Annotated in this window: 17 protein-coding genes; 11 read left to right on the plus strand and 6 right to left on the minus strand. The window is 71.0% G+C overall.

From position 1 onward, the window contains the following. Positions 1-175: 175 nt before the first annotated feature. On the plus strand, positions 176-1024 hold the full coding sequence (locus BJY16_RS11910; protein ID WP_185039521.1) for a response regulator transcription factor: 849 nt from the start codon (positions 176-178) through the stop codon (positions 1022-1024). 280 nt (positions 1025-1304) lie between these two features. Here the strand turns inward: BJY16_RS11910 and BJY16_RS11915 are convergent, their stop codons facing one another. Continuing rightward, entirely contained in the window at positions 1305-1703 is a 399-nt protein-coding gene (locus BJY16_RS11915; RefSeq protein WP_185046403.1) for a DUF5319 domain-containing protein, read from the minus strand. 119 nt (positions 1704-1822) lie between these two features. Between BJY16_RS11915 and guaB the strand changes: the two genes are divergently transcribed. Both guaB and BJY16_RS11925 read left to right on the plus strand, forming a co-directional pair. Next, positions 1823-3310, plus strand: a complete 1488-nt coding sequence (guaB, locus tag BJY16_RS11920; RefSeq protein ID WP_185039522.1) for an IMP dehydrogenase — start codon at positions 1823-1825, stop codon at positions 3308-3310. A gap of 19 nt (positions 3311-3329) precedes the next feature. Then, positions 3330-4451, plus strand: coding sequence for a GuaB3 family IMP dehydrogenase-related protein (locus tag BJY16_RS11925; RefSeq protein ID WP_185039523.1), 1122 nt, complete (start codon positions 3330-3332; stop codon positions 4449-4451). Between the two features lie 91 nt (positions 4452-4542). On the opposite strand, the gene BJY16_RS11930 is transcribed toward BJY16_RS11925, so the two are convergent. Both BJY16_RS11930 and BJY16_RS11935 read right to left on the minus strand, forming a co-directional pair. Next, positions 4543-5934: a M1 family metallopeptidase gene (locus BJY16_RS11930; protein ID WP_185039524.1), complete on the minus strand. Its 1392-nt coding sequence runs from the start codon at positions 5932-5934 to the stop codon at positions 4543-4545. A 28-nt stretch (positions 5935-5962) separates the two neighbouring features. Beyond that, positions 5963-7072, minus strand: a complete 1110-nt coding sequence (locus BJY16_RS11935; RefSeq protein ID WP_185039525.1) for an LCP family protein — start codon at positions 7070-7072, stop codon at positions 5963-5965. A gap of 145 nt (positions 7073-7217) precedes the next feature. Here BJY16_RS11935 and BJY16_RS11940 point away from each other — a divergent pair, with 145 nt between their 5' ends. The 5 genes from BJY16_RS11940 to BJY16_RS11960 all read left to right on the plus strand — a co-directional run bounded on the left by BJY16_RS11940 (position 7218) and on the right by BJY16_RS11960 (position 13793). After that, on the plus strand, positions 7218-9041 hold the full coding sequence (locus BJY16_RS11940; RefSeq protein ID WP_185039526.1) for a S8 family serine peptidase: 1824 nt from the start codon (positions 7218-7220) through the stop codon (positions 9039-9041). A gap of 83 nt (positions 9042-9124) precedes the next feature. After that, positions 9125-10672, plus strand: a complete 1548-nt coding sequence (gene guaA / locus BJY16_RS11945; RefSeq protein WP_185039527.1) for a glutamine-hydrolyzing GMP synthase — start codon at positions 9125-9127, stop codon at positions 10670-10672. A gap of 131 nt (positions 10673-10803) precedes the next feature. Further along, entirely contained in the window at positions 10804-11751 is a 948-nt protein-coding gene (locus tag BJY16_RS11950; protein WP_185039528.1) for an NUDIX hydrolase, read from the plus strand. Between the two features lie 5 nt (positions 11752-11756). After that, the gene (locus BJY16_RS11955; protein WP_185039529.1) at positions 11757-12647 is read left to right on the plus strand and encodes an NUDIX hydrolase; all 891 of its coding nucleotides are present in this window, start codon (positions 11757-11759) and stop codon (positions 12645-12647) included. A gap of 180 nt (positions 12648-12827) precedes the next feature. After that, on the plus strand, positions 12828-13793 hold the full coding sequence (locus tag BJY16_RS11960; RefSeq protein WP_373873488.1) for a CDP-alcohol phosphatidyltransferase family protein: 966 nt from the start codon (positions 12828-12830) through the stop codon (positions 13791-13793). 60 nt (positions 13794-13853) lie between these two features. On the opposite strand, the gene BJY16_RS11965 is transcribed toward BJY16_RS11960, so the two are convergent. The 3 genes from BJY16_RS11965 to BJY16_RS11975 are packed head-to-tail and all read right to left on the minus strand — an operon-like array spanning position 13854 to position 16893. Further along, positions 13854-15098, minus strand: a complete 1245-nt coding sequence (locus BJY16_RS11965) for a phosphatidylserine decarboxylase (RefSeq protein WP_185039531.1) — start codon at positions 15096-15098, stop codon at positions 13854-13856. Positions 15099-15151: 53 nt separating this feature from the next. Further along, positions 15152-15499, minus strand: a complete 348-nt coding sequence (locus tag BJY16_RS11970; protein WP_185039532.1) for a phage holin family protein — start codon at positions 15497-15499, stop codon at positions 15152-15154. Further along, positions 15496-16893, minus strand: a complete 1398-nt coding sequence (locus BJY16_RS11975) for a PspC domain-containing protein (protein ID WP_185039533.1) — start codon at positions 16891-16893, stop codon at positions 15496-15498. The genes BJY16_RS11970 and BJY16_RS11975 overlap by 4 nt, the downstream gene beginning before the upstream one ends. 169 nt (positions 16894-17062) lie before the next feature. On the opposite strand from BJY16_RS11975, the gene BJY16_RS11980 reads away from it, so the two are divergent. From BJY16_RS11980 to BJY16_RS11990, 3 genes are all read left to right on the plus strand, one after another. Continuing rightward, positions 17063-18289, plus strand: coding sequence for an ATP-binding protein (locus tag BJY16_RS11980; protein WP_185046404.1), 1227 nt, complete (start codon positions 17063-17065; stop codon positions 18287-18289). Further along, the gene (locus BJY16_RS11985) at positions 18286-18951 is read left to right on the plus strand and encodes a response regulator (protein WP_185039534.1); all 666 of its coding nucleotides are present in this window, start codon (positions 18286-18288) and stop codon (positions 18949-18951) included. The genes BJY16_RS11980 and BJY16_RS11985 overlap by 4 nt, the downstream gene beginning before the upstream one ends. 247 nt (positions 18952-19198) lie before the next feature. Then, positions 19199-20836 (plus strand): peptide ABC transporter substrate-binding protein, encoded by a 1638-nt coding sequence (locus BJY16_RS11990; protein ID WP_185039535.1) that lies wholly within the window; start codon positions 19199-19201, stop codon positions 20834-20836. Positions 20837-20891: the final 55 nt, after the last annotated feature.

The raw sequence follows: 20891 nt of genomic DNA on the forward strand, positions 1-20891 counted from the left end.
GGCCTCACGGCGGTGTACCCCGGCGATCGCCGGCTCACACGCAACATGTCGATGTCTCTGCGGGTGGTGTGGCAAAGAGGTGGCAAGTCATACCTTTCTTTCCCGTTTTTTCCATCTAAAGCGCGTAATGCTGCGGCCCTCGCGTGATCTCCTCTGAGAGAGAAGGAGGATCACTGTGCGTACCGTCCTCGTGTGCGTCCGAACCCCGCTGGCGGCCCAGACCGTCGCGTCGACCGCGGCCCGGCTCGGCATGACCGGCGTCGTCCGGACCGCGGTCAGCGAGACCGAGGCCATGATCCGACTGGCGGAACGGCCGGCCGAAGTGGTCCTGGCCGACACCGCCGTGACCCGACCCGACAGCGTCGGCTTCACCCGACGCGTGCTTGCCCGCTCGCCACAGGCCCAGGTGGTGCTCTTCGGCGCTGAAGATCCGCGGGTGGCGGCGGCGACCGTCGCCGCCGGGGCCCGCGGCGTGATCCGCGGTGTGGAACACGACCTGGTCAGCGTCGTCGCCAAGGCGCTGCTCCTGCTGCTGTTGCCGGTCCGCCCGCAGGGCATGCCGATCAACGGCAACGCGCAGCCGGCCGGGGTGGCCGGCGGGATGCGCAACAACAACTCGCCCGCCGCCCGCGGGCAGTACCGCGACGGGATGGGCATGGGCGTGCCGAACGCCGCGGCGGTGCCGGCCATGCTCGGGCCGAACGCGCCGATGGTGCCGGCGCAGCGCGGCGACGCCCCGATCGATCCGGCCACCGGGCGGCCGATGGTGGCCTGGCCGGGCAACGAGGCCGGTCCCGGAATGACCGACGCGCAGCCGGCCGGCCGTCGGCTCACCCTCACCGAGCGCGAGTTGCAGGTGCTCCGCGGCATGGCGGACGGCAAGAGCAACGCTGAGATCGGCCGCGAGCTGTTCGTCTCGGAGGACACCGTCAAGACCCACGCCCGCCGCCTGTTCCGCAAACTGGGCGCCCGCGACCGCGCCCACGCGGTGGCCGCCGGCTTCCGCGCCGGCCTGGTCGCCTAAACGGCAGATGCGGGGGCAGTCTCTGCCCCCGCATTCCGGTCAGCCGCGGCTTCGATCAAACCCGCTTCGGGTACGCGGTGAGCACTGCCGCTGCGGGTTGTGATCTGGCACGTCGCCACCACCCGCGGACGCCGCCCTTGCGGGTTTCGCGTTCTGGGCGCGCCCGCGCCCTGCGAAGCCCGGAAGGGTCCCCGCGGGAGCGACGATCGGTGATCAGCGCGGACCGGGGCAATACAGAATTTGATCTTCGTGAAGTTGATCTCGCGAACGCCGGCCGCGCTCAGCTCTCCTCGTCGTTGCCCTCGGTCAGGGTGTCGTGGACGCCGTCGGCGTAGCCGCGGGCATACTCCCACGTGACGTAGTGGTCCGGGTCCGGGTCGTAGGCCGGCTCGTGCACGCGGGGGCGGCCGCTGCTCAACAGGTGGCGCAGGTTGCCGCGGAGCAGGTCCCAGTCGAAGTAGTGCGGCTCGTGGCAGTCCTCGCACTCGATGACCAGACCACGGATGCCGGTCGGGCTCAGCAGGGCCTGGTAGATCTCCAGGTCGGAGAGATCCTCCAGCACGTCCTGCCGCTCGTCCTCGGACAGCGGTTCGGTCTCGGCGTCCTCGTTGAGGTCGTCGAGTTCCGCGGCCGGGTCGGCGGGGTCGCCGTTGAACGGGTCGATCGGCTCTTCTTGCACCCCCATACCGTACTCACCTCTCCCGGGGGTGTGCTGGCCCGCACGTTCTGTCCGCCGCCCGGGTGCCGCCTGTGGGATGGGTAGGATGATGAACTCCGCCTCTTCTCTAGGGATGATCTGTGGAAACTGACAGCGCTCGCACTGTTCCCCTCGGTCTGACTTTCGACGACGTGCTGTTGCAGCCCGGCGAGTCGGACGTGGTGCCCAGCCGGGTCAACACGGTGACGCGGCTGACCCGCAACGTCGAGTTGTCCATCCCGCTGCTGTCGGCCGGCATGGACACCGTCACCGAGGCGCGGATGGCGATCGCGATGGCCCGTCAGGGCGGCATCGGCGTGCTGCACCGCAACCTCTCGGTGGAGGACCAGGCCACCCAGGTCGACCTGGTGAAGCGGTCCGAGTCCGGCATGATCACCAACCCGATCACCTGCGGCCCGGACGACACCCTGCGCCAGGTCGACGCGCTCTGCGGGCGGTACCGGATCTCCGGCGCCCCGGTGGTCGACGGCCAGGGCGTGCTGGTCGGCATCGTGACCAATCGGGACATGCGCTTCGTCAGCGACCTGGACGCTCACGTGCGCGACGTGATGACCAAGGCGCCGCTGATCACCGCCCCGGTCGGGGTGACCAAGGACCAGGCGCTCGAGCTGCTGGCCAAGCACAAGGTGGAGAAACTGCCGCTGGTCGACGAGGCCGGCCACCTGCGCGGCCTGATCACGGTGAAGGACTTCACCAAGTCCGAGCAGTTCCCGAACGCGGCGAAGGACTCCCAGGGCCGCCTGCGGGTGGCCGCCGCGGTCGGCGTCGGCGACGACTCCTACAAGCGGGCCCGCGCCCTGGTCGACGCCGGCGTGGACGTGGTGATCGTGGACACCGCGCACGGCCACCAGCGCGCCGTGCTGGAGATGGTCGCCCGGCTGAAGAAGGACGTGGCGATCGACATCGTCGGTGGCAACGTGGCGACCTACGCGGGCGCCAAGGCGCTGGTCGAGGCGGGCGCCGACGCGGTCAAGGTGGGCGTCGGCCCGGGGGCGATCTGCACCACCCGGATCGTCGCGGGCGTGGGTGTGCCGCAGATAACGGCGATCATGGAGGCGGCCCGGGCCTGCGCCCCGGCCGGCGTCCCGGTGATCGGCGACGGCGGCATCCAGTACAGCGGCGACATCGCCAAGGCGATCGTGGCCGGCGCCAGCACGGTGATGCTGGGCAGCCTGCTGGCCGGCTCGGAGGAGAGCCCCGGCGAGCTGATCTTCATGAACGGCAAGCAGTTCAAGTCGTACCGGGGGATGGGGTCGCTCGGCGCGATGCAGTCGCGCGGTCAGGCCAAGTCGTACTCCAAGGACCGCTATTTCCAGCAGGATGTGAACGAGGACAAGCTGGTACCCGAGGGCGTCGAGGGTCAGGTGCCCTATCGTGGTCCTCTGTCCAGGGTGGCGCACCAGCTCATCGGCGGGTTGCGCGCGGCCATGGGCTACGTGGGCGCGGAGACCATCCCCGATCTTCAGCAGCGGGGACAGCTCATCCGGATCACCGCGGCGGGCTTGAAGGAGAGCCACCCGCACGACATCCAGATGACGGTCGAGGCCCCCAACTACCACTCCCGTTAAAAGAGGATCTGAAACCCCGATGCGTGACGTAGTGGAGATCGGCCTCGGTAAGACCGCCCAGCGCGGCTACCACCTGGATGACATCGCGATCGTGCCGAGCCGGCGGACCCGGGACGTCGACGACGTCTCGACCGAGTGGAAGCTCGACGCGTACCCGTTCAAGATCCCCTGCGTCGCGCACCCGTCGGACGCCACCCAGAGCCCGGACTCGGTGATCGCCCTGGGCCGCCTCGGCGGCCTGGGCGTGCTCAACGCCGAGGGCCTGTGGACCCGCTACGAGGACCCCACCAAGATCCTTGAGGAACTCGCCTCGCTGGACGAGGAGGCGGACGCCACCAAGCGGCTGCAGGAGGTCTACGCCGAGCCGATCAAGCCGGAGCTGATCGGGGAGCGGGTCCGCCAGATCCGCGAGGGCGGCGTGACCGTGGCGGTCCGGGTGTCCCCGCAGCACACCCTGGCGCTCGCCCCGGTGATCCTGGACGCCGGCGTCGACCTGCTGGTCATCCAGGGCACGCTGGTCTCCGCCGAGCACGTCTCGACCACCGACCAGCCGCTGAACCTCAAGGAGTTCATCGCCGACCTGGACCTGCCGGTCATCGTCGGCGGCTGCACCGACTACAAGACCGCCCTGCACCTGATGCGGACCGGCGCGGCCGGCGTGATCGTCGGGGTCGGCGCGGACGAGTGGTCGACCACCGACACCGTGCTCGGCATCCGGGTGCCGATGGCCACCGCGATCGCCGACGCGGCCGCGGCCCGCCGCGACTACCTGGACGAGACCGGCGGCCGCTACGTCCACCTGATCGCCGACGGCGGCATCGCCACCTCCGGCGACATCGCCAAGGCGATCGGCTGCGGCGCCGACGCGGTGATGCTGGGCGAGCCGCTGTCGCTGGCCGAGGGCGCGCCGGCCGGTGGCGCCTGGTGGCACTCGGCGGCCAGCCACCCGGCCCTGCCGCGCGGCGGGTTCTGCATCGCCGGCGAGCCGGACGGGTCGCTGGAGCAGCTGCTCTACGGCCCGGCGGACCGCCCGGACGGTCAGCTGAACCTGTTCGGCGGCCTGCGGCGCGCGATGGCGAAGTGCGGATACCGCGACGTGAAGGAATTCCAGAAGGTCGCTCTGGTTCTCGACCGAGCCTGACCGGGTTCGCTTCGTTCGGCGGCACAACGCCTGGTGACCGGTGACGAGGCAGGCCTCGTCACCGGCGGCGTTTCGCGGCGCGGGGCGACCGTCAGGGGACCGGCGGCATGGTGGTTCCGTAAAGCCAACTCTGGAAGAAGGCGTCGAGGTCCTTTCCGGACAGCTTCTCGGCCAGGGCGATCATGGCGGCGGTGTCGGCGTTGCCGTCGTGATGCTCGCTGGTCCAGGTCTTCAGCAGCCGGAAGAAGGCGTCGTCGCCGATCGTCCGGCGCAGCGCGTGCACGGTCAGCGCTCCGCGCTCGTAGACGGCCGCGCCGAAGATCCGTTCCGGTCCAGGGTCGCCGGCCGGCTGCCGCCAGTCGAACGAGGCGTAGGACCGTTCGAACTGCCGCTGCGCGGTCTCCCCGCCGGCGTGCTCGGTCCACAGCCACTCGGCGTAGGTGGCGAACCCCTCGTTGAGCCAGATGTCCGCCCACCGGCGCAGCGCCACGCTGTCGCCGAACCACTGGTGCGCCAGCTCGTGCGCGACCACCCCGGAATTCGTCTCGTCCCGGGCGAAGAAGGTGTGCCCGTAGACCGGCCGGGACTGGGTCTCCAGCGCGTACCCGATCCGGCTGTCGCTGACCACCACCCCGCCGTTCGCGTCGAACGGGTACGGCCCGAAGACGCTCGCCAGATAGTCGGTGATCTCCCCGGTCATCGCCAGCGACCGGGCCGCCGCGCTGGTCGCCGGCATCGACTCGGGCACCGCGATGATCATCGGCTGGCCGCCGTGGGTGCCGGTGGTGATCCGGTACTGCCCGATCACCACGGTGGACAGATAGCTGGCCATCGGCGCGTCCTCGGCCCACCGCCAGGTGGTCCAGCCGTCCTTGCTGTCCCGTTTCCCGGGCACCCCGTTGCTGATCACTTCCAGTCCGTCCGGGACGGTCATCGCCAGCTTCAGGGTGGCCTTGTCGGACGGGTGGTCGTTGACCGGGTACCAGGTGCTGGCCGACTCGGGCTGGCCGAGCGCGATGCCGCCGCCGTCGCTGGTCCGGATCCAGCCGCCGTTGCCGAGCGCCTTGTTCTCCAGCTGGTCCGGGACGCCCGCGTAGTCGACCACGACGGTGAACTCCCGGCCCGCCGGGATGCCGGCCGCCGGGGTGACCACCAGCTCGTTGCCGTCGGCCCGGCTGGTCGCCGCCGCGCCGTCCACGGTGATCCGCGACGCGGTCAGGTGGGCCAGGTCGAAGTTCAGCCGGGACAGGTCCTGCGTGGCCGTCGCGGTGATCGTGGCCCGGCCGCCGAGCTGCCCGGACCGCGGGTCGTACCGGAGATCCAGGTCGTAGCCGGCGACGTCGTAGCCGCCGTTGCCGTACCGGGGGAAGTAAGGGTCACCGGCCCCGTCCGCGCCGGGCTGGAAGCCCGGCGCGGACCCGGAGGTGCAGGCCCCGACGGTGACCAGGAGAGCGAGCGCGGCCGGCAGAACCCGTCGTGTCATACCGCCGAGATTAGGACGGCCGCGCCCTTCAGCCCTTGTTGACCAGTTTCGGGTGTGCCTTCAGGTATGGCGCGATCTTGCCCTTGGCGACCGCGGTGAGGAAGCCGCGGGCCTCCGCGTTGAGCTGCTCGCCGAGGTAGCCGCCGCCGCTGCCGACCCCGCTGCCGTCCAGCTGGACCATGGTGACGCCGGCCGGCTGCAGGTTCCGCAGGGCGTACGCGTACTCGACCGGTCGCCGCCCCCCCACCGTGATCAGCGTCTTGCCGAGCGCGGTGATCAGCGCCTCCAGCTTGGCCGGGTCGCTGAGGTCGGCGGAGAGCGCCTTGCCGAGGATCGCCTTGACCAGCTGCCGCTGGTGCCGCTGGCGGTCGTAGTCCCCGTTCGGCAGGCCGTAGCGCTGCCGGGCGTAGTCGATCGCCTGCCACCCGGTCAGGTGCCGCTTGCCGGGCAGGTAGACCGCCTGCGGTCCGATGTAGTCGCCGCCGGACAGCTTGCGCATGGTGCCGTCCGGCTTGCGGTGCTTCGACTTCACCTTCTGGTCGATGGTGAGGTCGATCCCGCCCAGCTTGTCGACCAGCTTGTCCAGGCCGCCGAAGTTGAGGATGGCGCCGGCCTGGATGGTCTTCACCCCGGTGTAGTTGCCGATCGCCTTGGCCAGCAGCTCGTACCCGTTCTGGATGTTCTTGGTCTTCTTGCCCGGCACCCGGGAGCCGTAGGCCATCGCCTCGGTGATCTTGTACTTGCCGCCGGCGAACCCGGACTTCTTGTCCGCCGGGATCTGCACCCGCAGGTCGCGGGGGAGCGAGTAGAGGTAGCCGGACTTCAAGCCCGGTTCCACGTGCAACAGCATGATCGCGTCGGCGTGCGTCTGCCAGTCCGGGATGCTGACCCGGGTGTCCACCCCGACCAGCAGCAGGTCGAGCGGGCCGGTGAGGTCCGCGCCGGGCGACGGCGCCGCTGACGCCGACGGGCTGGGCGTGGTCTCCAGCACCGGCGCCGAGGCGCTCGGCGCGGCCGGGGCCGGCGTGGCCGCCGGGCTGGTGGAGCCGCGATTGACGGCGATCGCGACGCCGACGCCGGTGAGCACGGCGATCACCACGCCGACGATCACCGCCCATGTGATCTTGCTGTTCCGCATAGCGGAACCCTAAATCACCCCCGTGACGTGCTCAATGCCTTCGCATCTCGCCAACTGGAAGAGGTATTGCCAAATCCAAGATCACCAGTACGCTGGCCGGGCGATTCGCCGGTTCGCGGTGATCGCCCACGGGGAGGCATCACTCATGAACCGTAAAGCCCGGCGGTGGGCCGTCGGACTTCTCTCCGCTGCTCTGATCACGGCCGTCGGCGGCGTCGCCGGCACGGCTGACGCGGCGGATTCCCTTCCGGTCCGGATCCTGGTCGGGCTCAAGCCCGGTTACGACGCGACCGCCCGGATGTCCACGCTCGCCGGCCTCGGCCTGCAGGGCGCCGAGGCGCAGGGCCACGCGCGCGGCAAGCTGCTGGCCCAGCTGGGGGCGAAATCCCTCAACGTGCCGAGCACCCGGGTGCAGACCACGCTGGCCGCGCTGCGCCGGGACCCGGCGGTGGCCTACGCGCAGGTCGACATCCAGCGCAAGATCACCGCGGTGACCCCGGACGACGAGCTGTACGTGCAGGGTCACCAGCCGGAGCTCGGCCAGATCAAGGTGCCGGACGCGTGGCAGACCACCACCGGCTCGAACGCGGTCACCGTCGCGGTTCTGGACAGCGGTGTGAATCCGGTCGACGAGCTGCGCGACAAGCTCCTGCCCGGGTTCGACTTCGTCACCTTCGACGACGACACCCGCGATCCGGGAGAGTATCCGCACGGCACGGTGGTGTCCTCGCTGATCGGCAGCGCGAGTAACAACGGCACCGGGATGGCCGGGGTCTGCTGGCAGTGCCAGATTCTGCCGGTTCGAGTGATCGGCGAGGACGGCACCGGGTACGACTCGGACATCGTGGCCGGCATCATCTACGCGGTAAACAACGGCGCGCAGATCATCAACATGTCGCTCGGCGGCTACCAGTACGACCAGGCCTTGGCCGACGCGGTCGCCTACGCCAACGGTCGCGGGGTGCTGGTGGTGGCCTCGGCAGGTAACGAGAACACCTCGCAGAAGTCGTACCCGGCGGCGTTCCCGGACGTGCTCTCGGTCGGTGGCACCGACACCCGAGCCGGCGGCAACGAGCGGGTGTACTTCTCGAACTACTCGACCGACTGGGTGGACGTGGCGGCTCCGGCCATCACGGCCGCCATCTGGGGAGACGGCAAGCGCTGCTACGACGGTGACGACCCGCAGGGCCCGTGCCGGTACAACGACAAGAACGGCGTCAGCAAGTACCTGGTGCAGGGCACCTCGTTCTCCTCGCCGCTGGTCGCCGGCGTGGCCGGGCTGATCAAGTCGGCGCACCCGGAGTACTCCGGCTGGTCCGTGCAGCAGGCGATCACCAGCTCGGCGGTGCAGTCCGGCACCAAGTGGACCCGGTACGGCCTGGTCGACGCGGCCGCCGCGCTGACCAAGGGCACCGACGCCGGCCAGCCCACCATCACCGGGGTCGGCCCGGCGCAGTGGACGTGGGTGCGCGGCAACGTCGCGATCACGCCGTACGGCCTCAAGGACGACTGGTCCGGCATCCGCGCGGTGCAGCTCTACGTCGACGGCAAGTACCACAACTGGTCGTACAAGGCGCCGTTCGCGCCGACGCTGAACACCGGCGGCCGGAACGGCGCGATCGCCGTCCAGCTGCGGGTCTGGGACAAGGCCGGCAACACCTCCTGGTCCGGCGTCCGCACGGTGTGGGCGGACAACACCAAGCCGAAGGTCTCGGTCACCTCGTGGCCGAAGAACAAGGCGAAGGTCAGCGGCACCGTCACGGTCAAGGCCAAGGCCAGCGACGCGGCCGGGGTCGGCAAGGTCCAGCTGCTGGTCAACGGCAAGGTGGTGGCGACCGACACGAAGGCCGGCTACAAGCTGACCTTCAAGGTCAGCAAGCAGAAGAAGACCATGAAGGTCCAGGTCCGCGCGTACGACCGGCTCGGCAACTACACGGTCACCAGCTCGCGTACGTACTACCGGCGCTGACCCAGCGCGACGACGAGGGGCCGTTCCGTACGGGGCGGCCCCTCACCGCGTTCCGGGCCGGATGGCGTCGGTAAACTCGCCGGGTGAGTACCCCGCGTCCCGTCCTCGTCGTCGACTTCGGCGCCCAGTACGCCCAGTTGATCGCCCGCCGGGTCCGTGAGGCCCGCGTCTACTCCGAGATCGTCCCGCACTCGATGCCGGTGGCCGAGATGCTGGCGAAAAATCCCGCCGCGATCATCCTGTCCGGCGGCCCGTCCAGCGTCTACGAGCCGGGTGCGCCCACGCTCGACGCCGGCCTGTTCGACAGCGACGTGCCGGTCTTCGGCATCTGCTACGGCTTCCAGGCGATGGCCCAGGCGCTCGGCGGCACCGTCGCGCACACCGGCTCCCGGGAGTACGGGCGGACCGTGCTGACCGCCCAGGGCGGCTCGCTGCTCCGCGACCTGCCGGCCGACCTGCCGGTCTGGATGAGCCACGGGGACAGCGTCTCGGTCGCCCCGGCCGGCTTCATGGTCACCGCGTCCACCCCCGGCGCCCCGGTCGCCGCCTTCGAGGACGTCACCACCAAGCGCGCCGGCGTGCAGTTCCACCCCGAGGTGGCGCACACCGAGCAGGGCCAGGAGATGCTCAAGCGCTTCCTGTACGACATCGCCGGCATCGAGCCCACCTGGACGCCCGGCAACATCATCGACGACCAGGTCGCGCTGATCCGCGAGCAGGTCGGCGACAAGCAGGTGATCTGCGGCCTCTCCGGCGGCGTCGACTCGGCGGTCGCCGCGGCCCTGGTCCACAAGGCCATCGGTGACCAGCTGACCTGCGTCTTCGTCGACCACGGCCTGCTCCGCGCGGGCGAGCGCGAGCAGGTGGAGAAGGACTACGTCGCGGCCACCGGCATCCGCCTGGTCGTCGTCGACGCCGAGGAGCAGTTCCTCGGTCACCTGGCCGGCGTCACCGACCCGGAGCAGAAGCGGAAGATCATCGGCCGGGAGTTCATCCGGACGTTCGAGGCCGCGGCCCGCGACCTGGACGCCGAGCGGCACATCGAGTTCCTGGTGCAGGGCACGCTCTACCCGGACGTGGTGGAGTCCGGCGGCGGCACCGGCACCGCCAACATCAAGTCCCACCACAACGTCGGCGGCCTCCCGGACGACCTGCAGTTCGCCCTGATCGAGCCGCTGCGCACGCTGTTCAAGGACGAGGTGCGCGCGCTCGGCGCCGCGCTCGGGCTGCCCGAGGCGATGGTCCAGCGGCACCCGTTCCCGGGTCCCGGCCTGGCCATCCGGATCATCGGCGCGGTCGACCGGGAGCGGCTGGACATCCTGCGTCAGGCCGACCTGATCGCCCGCGACGAGCTCACCGCGGCCGGCCTGGACCGGGACGTCTGGCAGTTCCCGGTGGTGCTGCTGGCCGACGTGCGCAGCGTCGGCGTGCAGGGCGACGGCCGCACCTACGGCCACCCGGTGGTGCTGCGGCCGGTCTCCTCCGAGGACGCGATGACCGCCGACTGGTCCCGCCTGCCCTACGACCTGATCGCCCGGATCTCGAACCGGATCACCAACGAGGTTCGCGAGGTCAACCGGGTGGTGCTGGACGTCACGAGCAAGCCGCCGGGCACCATCGAGTGGGAGTGACGCCCAGTAGTGGATCAATCGCCCAGGGCGGTTAAATCCGCCCTGAGCTGCGGTTACTCAGCGCGATTCAACTGTCAGGAACCCGACACTCGGTCTGGATTAGTAACATAATCCGGGCAGAATGCCGCTTCGTGACCCCCGCACTGGAACCGCTCCGCAGGATCGCCGCCTACGCCGTCGCGACCGACGACGAGGGCCGCGTCCTCCTGGTCCGGGCGTCGGCCAAATCCGGGACCCCCGGAGTCTGGTCGCTGCCCGGCGGCGCCGTCGACCACGGCGAAGACCCGAACCACACCGTCGTCCGCGAGACCGCGGCGGAGACCGGCCTCTCCGTCGCGGTGACCGGGCTGCGTGACGTCCTGGCCGACATGCGCTCGCTGCCGCACCGAGGCGTCACCATCCACACCGACCGGCTGATCTATTCCGTGTCGGTCCGCGGCGGCACCCTGATCGACCGGGTCGGCCACCCCACCGACCTGGCGCGCTGGCACACCCTGGAAGAGGCCGAGCGGCTGAAACTCCGCCCGTTCGCGGCGGCCGCGCTCGGGCTCAGCGCCGCCTCCGCCGACCTGCGCCCGGACGTGCCGCCCACCTTCCCGTCCTTCTATGCCTACGAGGGACCGGACGGGCTGCACCGGGCGCAGCGCTTCGCGGCGTACGCGATCGCCACCGACCCGCACGACAACCTGCTGCTCACCAAGATCGCCCCGGGCTATCCCGGCGGCGGCCGCTGGCACCTGCCCGGCGGTGGCACCGACTACGGCGAGCAGCCCGGCCCGGCGCTGCTGCGCGAGCTGGTCGAGGAGACCGGCCAGCGGGGCCGGATCGTCGAGCTGCTCGGGGTGGCCAGCCACCGCGACGCCGCCTCGCTCGGCCCGGAGGGCTACCCGATCGACTGGCACGGCGTCCGGGCGTTCTACCGGGTCGTCGTCGACCACCCGACCGAGGTGACCATCCACGACGTGGGCGGCTCGACCGACGACGCCCGCTGGATGCCGCTCAAGGACGTGGCGGCGCTCGCCGCCGACCAGCTCACCGAGGTGACCGCCGATGCGCTCCGGGCGGCCGGGCTAATCTAGGGCCGGTGAAGATCAGAAGGGTGGCGGCGTACGGCGTGTGCCGCGCCGCCGACGGCAGCGTCCTGCTCACCCGCGGATCCGAGCTCAGCGCCTTCCCGGGCGTCTGGTCGCTGCCCGGCGGTGGTGTGGACCACGGCGAGCACCCGGCCGACGCGGTGGTCCGGGAGTTCACCGAGGAGACCGGCCTGTCCGTCGCCGTCGGCGGCGTGCGGGCCGTGCTCGCCGACGTCGTCGCCCTGCCGGACGGGCCGCTGGAGCACACCGACCGGATCGTCTACGACGTCACGGTCACCGGCGGTGAGCTGCGCCCGGAGGCGGACGGCACCACCGACCTGGCCGAGTGGGTGTCCCCGGCCGCGGTGGCCGACCGGCCGCTGCTGCCGTTCACCGCCCGGGCCCTGGGCGTCCCGTTCGCCGCGCCGGCCGACACCCCGATCAGCGACGAGCCGGTGCACCGCGCCGGCCCGGTCCAGCGCTTCGGGGCGTACGGGCTGGTCACCGACCCGGCCGGGCGGATCCTGCTGGCCCGGATCAGCGAGGGCTACCCGGGCGGCGGCCGCTGGCACCTGCCCGGCGGCGGCACCGACTACGGCGAGACCCCGGAGCAGGCCCTGCTCCGCGAGCTGGTCGAGGAGACCTCGCAGCGCGGCCGGCTGACCGGCCTGATCGCCGTCGGGCACCGCTACGACCCGGCCGCTCTCGGCCCGGAGGGCGTCCCGATGGACTGGCACGTGATCCGGGTGGTGTACCGCGTGCGGGTGGACGATCCGGTCCCCGCGGTGGTCACCGAGGCGGCCGGCGGATCCACCGACCGGGCGTCCTGGTTCACCCCCGCTGAGGTGGCCGGACTGCCGCTGACCGAGTTGGCCCAGGAGGCGCTCGCCAACGCGGGCTAAAATCGTCACGAGGAATAACGCGGCGGCGACGTCGTTACAGGTAAGGACGCGAAGCGGCCGGTTGCACAGCGCAACCGAACGAACTCTCGCCAAGGCCGTTCCGCTGTGCGATGGTGTAACCCGCAATTTCGCCGGGCTCAGGGAAGACGCCGGTGACCACGAACTCCATGGAGGAAGCACGTGCCGAGTTCCCCTTGGCGCCGGCGTCGATCGACGGATAGCCCCCGTCCCGGCGGCCGGCGCTGGACTGGCCGCTTGCGTCGCGGCGGGACTCTCGCCCGGCAAGCCCTGCTGGTTCGGGTGGGTCGCCGCTCCGCCGAGACGAGCCGGGCCGCCACCGCGACCCGAGCCGAGGTGCTGTACACCGGGCTGGAGCCGGGGCTGACTCGTTCCATCCCCGCCCCCGGAGTTCCGCTGGACACCTCTACCACCCTCGACGACTCGGCCGTCCCGGCCACCATCCCGCTGCTCCCCGGCGAGCCGACGATGGCCCGCCGGATGCGGTTCGCCCTGGTCAACGCGTGCACCCTGAGCAGCCTCGGGCTCGGCCTGCTGGCGATCTTCCTGGCCATGGACGGCCACGCCAAGATCGCCGCCGCCTGCCTGGTGGCCTGCGTGATCTTCGACGGCCTGGACGGCGCGCTGGCCCGCAAGCTCGGCGTCGCCAGCCCGTTCGGCGCGCAGATGGACTCGCTCGCCGACATGTGCTCGTTCGGCCTGGCCGCGCCGGTCGTGGTCTACGCCTCGCTGGTCGACAAGGCGCCGCAGTCGGCCGCCGCGCTGGCCTGTGCCCTGGTGGCCGGGTGTGCCGCGATCCGGCTGGCCCGGTTCAACGTCTCGCCGAAAGACGGCCGGTTCTTCTGCGGCGTGCCGACCACGATGGCCGCCGCGGTGCTCGCCCTGGCCGTGCTGATCGGCCTGCCGCTGCCCGGCCTGGCGGTGCTGGCCGGTGTCGCGCTGATCGCCTTCGCCATGGTCTCCAGCTTCCCGTACGCGAAGCTGGCCCGGATCGTGAAGCTGCCGCCGTGGCTCTGGCTGCTCCCGGTGGTCGGCGCCCTGCTCCAGCCGAAGATGACGTTCGTCCTGGTCGTCGCGACGTACCTGGTCAGCGGCCCGATCCTGTGGGTCCGCGCCAAGCGCGCCTGATCTCCGCAGCACCGGAAAAGGCCGCCTCCCGTGGGAGGCGGCCTTTTCCGTGCGTCGTTCCTACTTCCAGCGGGCGATGACCGTGGCGCCGCCGACCACCCGCTCGTCGACGGTGACCAGCGCCTCCGCCTTGTCGGCCGGGAGGTAGACGTCGGTGCGCGAGCCGAAACGGATCAGGCCGAAGCGCTCACCCTTGGCGACCAGCGTGCCGACCGGGGTGCGCTGCACGATCCGGCGCGCGATCAGGCCGGTGCGCTGGGCCACCACGACCGTGCCGTGGTCGGTGTCCAGGACGGTGTAGGCCGCGACGTTGTGCTCGGCGGCGGCGGTCGCCGCGTTCGCGTAGCCGCCCTCCTCGACGAAGTAGTCGGCGACCCGGCCGGCCACCGGCGAGCGGTTGACGTGCACGTCGAAGACGGACAGGAAGACCGCGATCCGGAGGAACTCGCCCGGGCCGAACCGGTCGTCGTGCATCCGCTCGACCGAGAGCACCTTGCCGTCGGCGGCGGCGACCACGGCCGACGGGTCGGACGGCACGTCCCGCTCCGGGTCCCGGAAGAACGCCGCGACCGGCGCCGCGGCCAGCGCCGGGATCAGCCACAGCTTGGACTGGGGCCGTGCGCGGCGGGCCAGCGCGGCCAGGCCGAGCGCGATGCCGGCGGCGGCCACACCGTTCGAGTCGATGTGCATGCCGCGGGTCACCGGCACGCTGGACGGCCGGTACGCCGGGGCCAGGCCGGCGGCGGTGGACACGTCGGCCGGGGTGAAGCGCAGCTTGTGCACCCGCAGCGGCGGCTGGTTGCGGACCACCAGGTCGGACCCGACGCCGAAGAGCGCGCCCTGGCGGAACAGCTCGGCCGCGGCGCCCTGGGTGCGGCCCGGGCCGGCCGGGGTGGCGACGCTGAGCACGGCGCCGTCGCCCAGGTGTTTGGCCAACTTGTCGATCAGGCCGCGGGTGTCCTCGGCGGTGCCGGTCAGCGGCTCGCCGACGATCACCACGTCGGCGGACGGCGCCTCGTCCAGCGACTCGACGATCCGCACCCGGTCGGCCACCCAGCTGCCCAGGCCGGTGATGTGGCCGCGGAGCAGGTCGGCGCTGCTGTGCTCGCCGGCCACCAGGACCAGGGTGTCACCGGGGAGCAGCGCCTCGACGGCGGCGGCCACCACGGCGGAGGCGTGGTCGGCCCCGATCAGCAGGGCGGTGGTGGCCGCGTTCTGCCGGGCGAACTCGGCGGTCAGGGCACGAGCGGCCCGGGCTCCCACGGCCGGAACGGGCGTGGCGGACACGACGGGAAACTGGCTCATTCCGCGAGCATATTGCCCCGCCCGCGGGCGCTGACCCGTGGGCGGGGCTTCGGTCACTTCTCCGACTGCCGATCGGCGTCCGGATGTTCCTTCTCGAAGCGCGCTCCGGGGTTCTCCAGGAGCTCCTGAACGATCGAGGCGTGTACCTCCGGGGGGAGGTCACCGGGGGTGCTGGGCACCTTGACCGGCTCCGCGGCCGGGATCGGCGGCTGGTCGCGGCGTCCGGAATTGATCGCGCCGAGCAGGCCCACCACGCCGAACAGGATCAGGCCGCCGGCCACCGTCCAGCCCAGCGCCGGCAGGTGCAGGGTGACCACCTGGGAGACCGCCCACCAGATCGCGATCAGCAGGAAGAGCAGGCCGAAGGTCAGCGAGACGCCGTCCAGGCGGTGCGGTTTCATCGGAGGACCTCCAGGTTCCCGGTGTCGAGGCGCAGGTCGAGGTGGAGCTGGCCGCCGCCGGCGCCGTCCCGGCCGAGGTCGGTGATCGACTGCGACTGGGCCTCGTTGCCGCTGTACTCCTGCCCGAAGACCTCGGCCCGGCCGCCGACCCGGACCTGGGTGGTGGTGTCCACCTCGTCCGGCAGCAGGACCCGCAGCTGGCCGACCTTCATGGTGACCGCGGTGACCTGCTCGGCGCCGGTGAAGTCCACCCCGCGCAGGTCGAGGGTGACGTTGCCGAGGGTGAACTCGTAGGAGTCGGCGACCTCGGCCAGGTTGGCCGGCCGGTAGACGCTGTCCCGGAACTCGCTGCCCCAGCGCTCGGTACCGGTGGAGACCACCAGACCGATAGTGGTCAGGAAGGCCAGGAAGATCAACCCGCGGGCCCGGCCGAACCAGGCACCGACCAGCAGGCCGAGCGCGATGGTGACCAGGGCGGCCGCGAAGTACGCCGAGACCGCCACGCTCAGCCCGGCCATGTCCAGCGCGGCCAGCACCCCGACCACCATGATCAGCGCGAAGAAGGTGAGCCGGCCCAGGATCGAGCGCTCCTTCGGCGGCTTGGGCGGTTTCGGCGGCTTGGGCGCGGCCGGCGGGTGCGGCGGGTACGCCCCACTGCCGGCGAACGGGCCGTGCGGCGCGAACGGCGGCCGGTAGCCCGACTCGCTCGGCGGGGTCCAGCGCGGCGGCTCGTAGGGCGGCGGGGCCGGCGGGGTCACCGGTTCGCCGGCCGGTGCGGCCGGGGCCGGCGCCGTGAACGCCATCGTGGGCTCCTCGGACGCCGGGGCGGGCGGCGGACCGGCAGGTGCCGGGCCCGGCGGGGGCGGCGGAAAGGCGCCGGCCGGGGCACCTCGCTTGATCAGCAGGAACGCGCCGACCAGCACCGCGGCCGCCAGCATGCTGGCCCGGGCGCCGTCGCTGACGACGAAGGAGAAGGTGAGCAGCGCGGCGCTGCCGAGCAGCACCACGGAGAGCGGCGACATCCCGGAGTGGCCCTTGCCGAGCAGCGACTCCACCGGCGAGGCGGAGTCCCCCTCGGACGGGATGATCAGCCAGCCGATCAGGTAGAACAGCACGCCCGCGCCGCCCAGCACGCCGAGCACCGCGAGCAGCACCCGCCAGAGCACCGGGTCGGTGTTGGTGCGCCGGGCCAGCGCGCCGCAGACGCCGGCGATGTACCGGCCCTCCCGCGGGCGGATCAGCTGCTGCCGGGCGAAGGCGGCGCCGGCCGCGGAGAGCCACGGCGGCACGTTCGCCCCGGGCGGCGGCGGGGGCGGCGGGGCGGAGGCGGAAGGTGCCGGCCCGCCCTCGGGACCGGTACCCGGGGTACGGGGTTCGGCAGCTTCGTCGGTCATGCCTTCGATCCTGCGGCCCGGGCGGCCCGAGGCGCCTCAGGAGCCGACCCTGAGGCCACCCTGAGATCCGGGCACCTGGTTACCGGGGAAGTTCCCCGTGGCCCGGGCTTGCCGGACGTGTGACGATTCGAGGGTGACTACCGCCGCCGTACCGCCGCAACCGCGCCGGTTGTATCGCCCCCGCGAGCACCGGATCGTGGCCGGTGTCGCCGCCGGGCTGGCCCGCCATCTCGGCGTGCCGGTGCTGGCCGTGCGCATCAGCCTGGTGGTGCTGCTCGGCTTCAACGCGCTCGGCCTGCTGCTCTACGCCGCCTACTGGGCGGTGCTCCCGCAGGAGGCGCGCAACGACGAGCACACCGCCCGCCGCGACTTCGCCGCGCTGGTCCCGTTCGCGGCCATCGGACTGGGCGTGGTGCTGCTGCAGGCGCTGGTCTTCGGCGACCAGGTGGCCACCACGGTGGGCTGGATGATCGCGGTGGTCGCGGTCGGCGCCGGGGTGATCTGGCACCAGTCCGACCCGAGCCGCCGGGAGCAGTGGACCGACGCCAACGCGCCGTCCGGCTGGATGGCCGCGATCGTCGGGGAGACCGACCGCCGCTCGTTCATGCTCCGCTTCGTCGGCGGCGGCGTGCTGGTCGCGATCGGCGTGATCGGCGTGGTGGCGATCTACTCGCCGGCCGGCTCGCTCTCCTCGGTGCTGAACGGCATGATCTTCGCGCTGGTCGGCCTGCTCGGCGTCGGCGTGGTGGTGGCGCCGCTGGTCTGGCGTACCTTCGGCCAGCTGCGCGCCGAGCGCGAGGGCCGGATCCGGGAGCAGGAGCGGGCCGAGGTGGCCGCGATGATCCACGACCAGGTGCTGCACACGCTGGCCCTGATCCAGCGCAACTCGGCGGACATCAAGGAGGTGCAGCGGCTGGCCCGCGGCCAGGAGCGCAGCCTGCGCAACTGGCTCTACAAGCCGACCGCCTCGCCGACCGAGCGGTTCTCCGCCGCGCTCGAGCAGGCCGCCGCCGAGGTCGAGGACACCTACGCGATCAGCGTGGAGGCGGTGGTGGTCGGTGACACCCAGTGCGACGAGCGGGTGGCCGCGCTGGTCGCCGCGGCGCGCGAGGCGCTGGTCAACGCGGCCCGGCACGCCGGGGTGCAGACCGTGTCGCTCTACGCCGAGGTGGAGCCGGACGAGCTGAGCGTCTTCGTCCGGGACCGCGGCGCCGGGTTCGACCTGAGCGGCGTGGCCGAGACACGGCACGGGGTCCGTGGTTCGATCATCGGGCGCATGCAGCGCCACGGCGGGCGCGCGGAGATCCGCAGCGCCGCCGGCAACGGTACGGAAGTGCGGCTCACCCTCCCGGTGACCCGGGAGAGCGTGACCGCCGGTAAGGAGTCAGCACGATGACCGAGCCCGTGACCCAGTCGGCCGGCCGGCTGACCGTCTTCCTGGTCGACGACCACGCGATGTTCCGCGCCGGGGTGCGCGCCGAGCTGGGCCAGCACGTCGAGGTGGTCGGCGAGGCCAGCACGGTGGCCGAGGCGATCAGCCGGATCGGCACCATCCAGCCGGACGTGGTGCTGCTCGACGTGCACATGCCGGACGGCGGGGGCCGCGCGGTGCTGGAGAGCATCCGGCGCTCCCATCCGCAGGTCAAGTTCCTGGCGCTGTCCGTCTCGGACGCGGCCGAGGACGTGATCGGCCTGATCCGGGCCGGCGCCCGGGGCTACGTCACCAAGACCATCTCGCCGGACGAGCTGGCCGCCGCGGTGCGCCGGGTGGCCGACGGGGACGCGGTGTTCAGCCCCCGGCTGGCCGGGTTCGTGCTGGACGCCTTCGCCTCCCGGCCGGACGTGCCGGTCGCCGACCCGGAGCTGGACCAGCTGACCAACCGGGAGCGGGAGGTGCTGCGGCTGCTCGCCCGGGGGTACGCGTACAAGGAGATCGCCAAGGAGCTCTACATCTCGATCAAGACGGTCGAGACCCACGTCTCCAACGTGCTGCGCAAACTGCAGATGAGCAACCGCTACGAGTTGTCACGCTGGGCAGCCGACCGACGGCTCGTTTGAGCCCGCCTCCACCGAGCGTCACCGAAGTCCACACGAACGGCTGCGCTCGGTGTACGTTTGGCCACTACGTGGAGTACTCGCAGCTCAGACCCGCCGAATCAGCCGAAAGAACGATCTTTGGGAGTGCGTACGGACGTAAACGGCTAATATCGGCTTGATAACGGCGCTCTTTGGTTTCAGTGCCCCTGTGTCACAGTGGCAGCTACTCACACAACCCCTCGTGAGCGCCCCTGAAGGAGGCACTCCCATGCCTGGGAAAAGCCCATGGAAGATGGCGGTCGGTGCGACCGCCATCGCCTTGTTGGCCGCCGGTTGCGGTGGTGGCGGGTCGGAAGACTCGGACGCCACTTCGAATACGGTCGTTATCGGTATCGGTGAACCGCAGCACCTGATTCCCTCCAACGCCACCGAGTCCAACGGTGCCGAGGTGCTGAGCTCGCTGTTCTACCCGCTGGTGGACTTCGACGCGCAGAACCAGCCGGTGCCGGTCGCCGCCGAGTCGATCACCCCCGACGCGAAGAACACCGTCTGGACGATCAAGCTCAAGCCGGGCTTCACGTTCAGTAACGGTGAGCCGGTCACCTCGGACAACTACATCAACGCCTGGAACTACGGCGCCTACGGCCCGAACGGCCAGGGCGGCTCGTACTTCTTCGAGCGCATCAAGGGCTACGCGGACCTGCAGTCCAAGGACCCGGATGGCGAGGAGGGCCCGCAGAAGGCCCCCGAGCCCAAGGCGAAGAAGCTGACCGGTCTGGAGAAGGTGGATGACACCACCTTCAAGGTGACCCTGTCGGCGCCGTTCGCCGGGTGGGAGTCCGTCATGGGCTACACCTCCTTCTACCCGCTGCCGAAGGCCGCCTTCTCGTCGGACGGCGTCATCGCCGACGGCTTCGAGGACGCCATCATCGGCAACGGCCCCTTCAAGCTGAAGGGCAAGTGGGAGCACGACTCGCAGATCGTCGTGGAGAAGGTCGCCGACTTCAAGGGCACCGTCCCGAAGATCGACGGCATCACCTGGAAGATCTACCAGGACCAGCAGGCGGAGTACGCCGACCTGATCTCGGGCACCGTCGACGTGCAGACCACCATCCCGATCGAGAGCCTGTCCAAGGCTTCCGCCGACCTGGGTGACCGGTTCAAGAAGAGCCCGAACTCCGTCTTCCAGTTCGTCGGCTTCCCGACGTTCCAGAAGGAGTTCCAGAACGTCGACGTCCGCCGGGCGATCTCGATGGCGATCAACCGCCAGGAGATCACCGACCAGATCTTCCTGGGTTCGCAGTCGCCGGCCACCTCGTTCGTCTCCCCGGTCGTCGCGGGCTACCGCCCGAACACCTGTGGCGAGAACTGCGAGTACAACCCGACCAAGGCCAAGGACCTCTACACCAAGGCCAACGGTCCCAAGGAAATCAAGATCACGTACAACGTCGACGGCAACCACAAGGCGTGGGTGGACGCGACGTGCAACCAGATCAAGGCTTCCCTGGGCGTCAACTGCGTCGGTGGCGAGGAGCCCAAGTTCGCCGACCTGCTGACCAAGGTTGAGAAGAAGCAGCCGGTCGGCCTGATCCGCCTCGGCTGGATCATGGACTACCCGCTGATGGAGAACTACCTCGGCCCGCTGTACAGCACCGACGGTTCCTCCAACTACTACGGGTACAGCAACGCGACCTTCGACAACCTGGTGAAGGAGGGTTCCGCGGCGGCGACGCCGGAGGAGGCCATCGCCAAGTGGCAGGCCGCCGAGGACATCCTGGCCAAGGAGATGCCGGTCATCCCGCTGCGCGTCGGCCAGAACGTGTTCGGTTACTCCACCAAGGTCAGCAACGTGAATGTCGACCTGTTCCAGAAGGTCGACATCTACAAGATCGAAGTTGTCGGCTGATCTGACCGCACGACCAGTGGTGGCGTCACGGAGAATGTGAAACCGTGGCGCCACC

Source organism: Actinoplanes octamycinicus, from assembly GCF_014205225.1.
Lineage (GTDB): Bacteria > Actinomycetota > Actinomycetes > Mycobacteriales > Micromonosporaceae > Actinoplanes > Actinoplanes octamycinicus.

Bases quoted from the DNA above. Each gene is read 5' to 3' on its own strand.
- BJY16_RS11985 (WP_185039534.1), top strand. From the start codon at position 18,286: ATGACCGAGCCCGTGACCCAGTCGGCCGGCCGGCTGACCGTCTTCCTG.
- BJY16_RS11975 (WP_185039533.1), bottom strand. From the start codon at position 16,893: ATGACCGACGAAGCTGCCGAACCCCGTACCCCGGGTACCGGTCCCGAG.
- BJY16_RS11935 (WP_185039525.1), bottom strand. From the start codon at position 7,072: ATGCGGAACAGCAAGATCACATGGGCGGTGATCGTCGGCGTGGTGATC.
- BJY16_RS11940 (WP_185039526.1), top strand. From the start codon at position 7,218: ATGAACCGTAAAGCCCGGCGGTGGGCCGTCGGACTTCTCTCCGCTGCT.
- BJY16_RS11925 (WP_185039523.1), top strand. From the start codon at position 3,330: ATGCGTGACGTAGTGGAGATCGGCCTCGGTAAGACCGCCCAGCGCGGC.
- BJY16_RS11990 (WP_185039535.1), top strand. From the start codon at position 19,199: ATGCCTGGGAAAAGCCCATGGAAGATGGCGGTCGGTGCGACCGCCATC.
- BJY16_RS11965 (WP_185039531.1), bottom strand. From the start codon at position 15,098: ATGAGCCAGTTTCCCGTCGTGTCCGCCACGCCCGTTCCGGCCGTGGGA.
- BJY16_RS11930 (WP_185039524.1), bottom strand. From the start codon at position 5,934: ATGACACGACGGGTTCTGCCGGCCGCGCTCGCTCTCCTGGTCACCGTC.
- BJY16_RS11970 (WP_185039532.1), bottom strand. From the start codon at position 15,499: ATGAAACCGCACCGCCTGGACGGCGTCTCGCTGACCTTCGGCCTGCTC.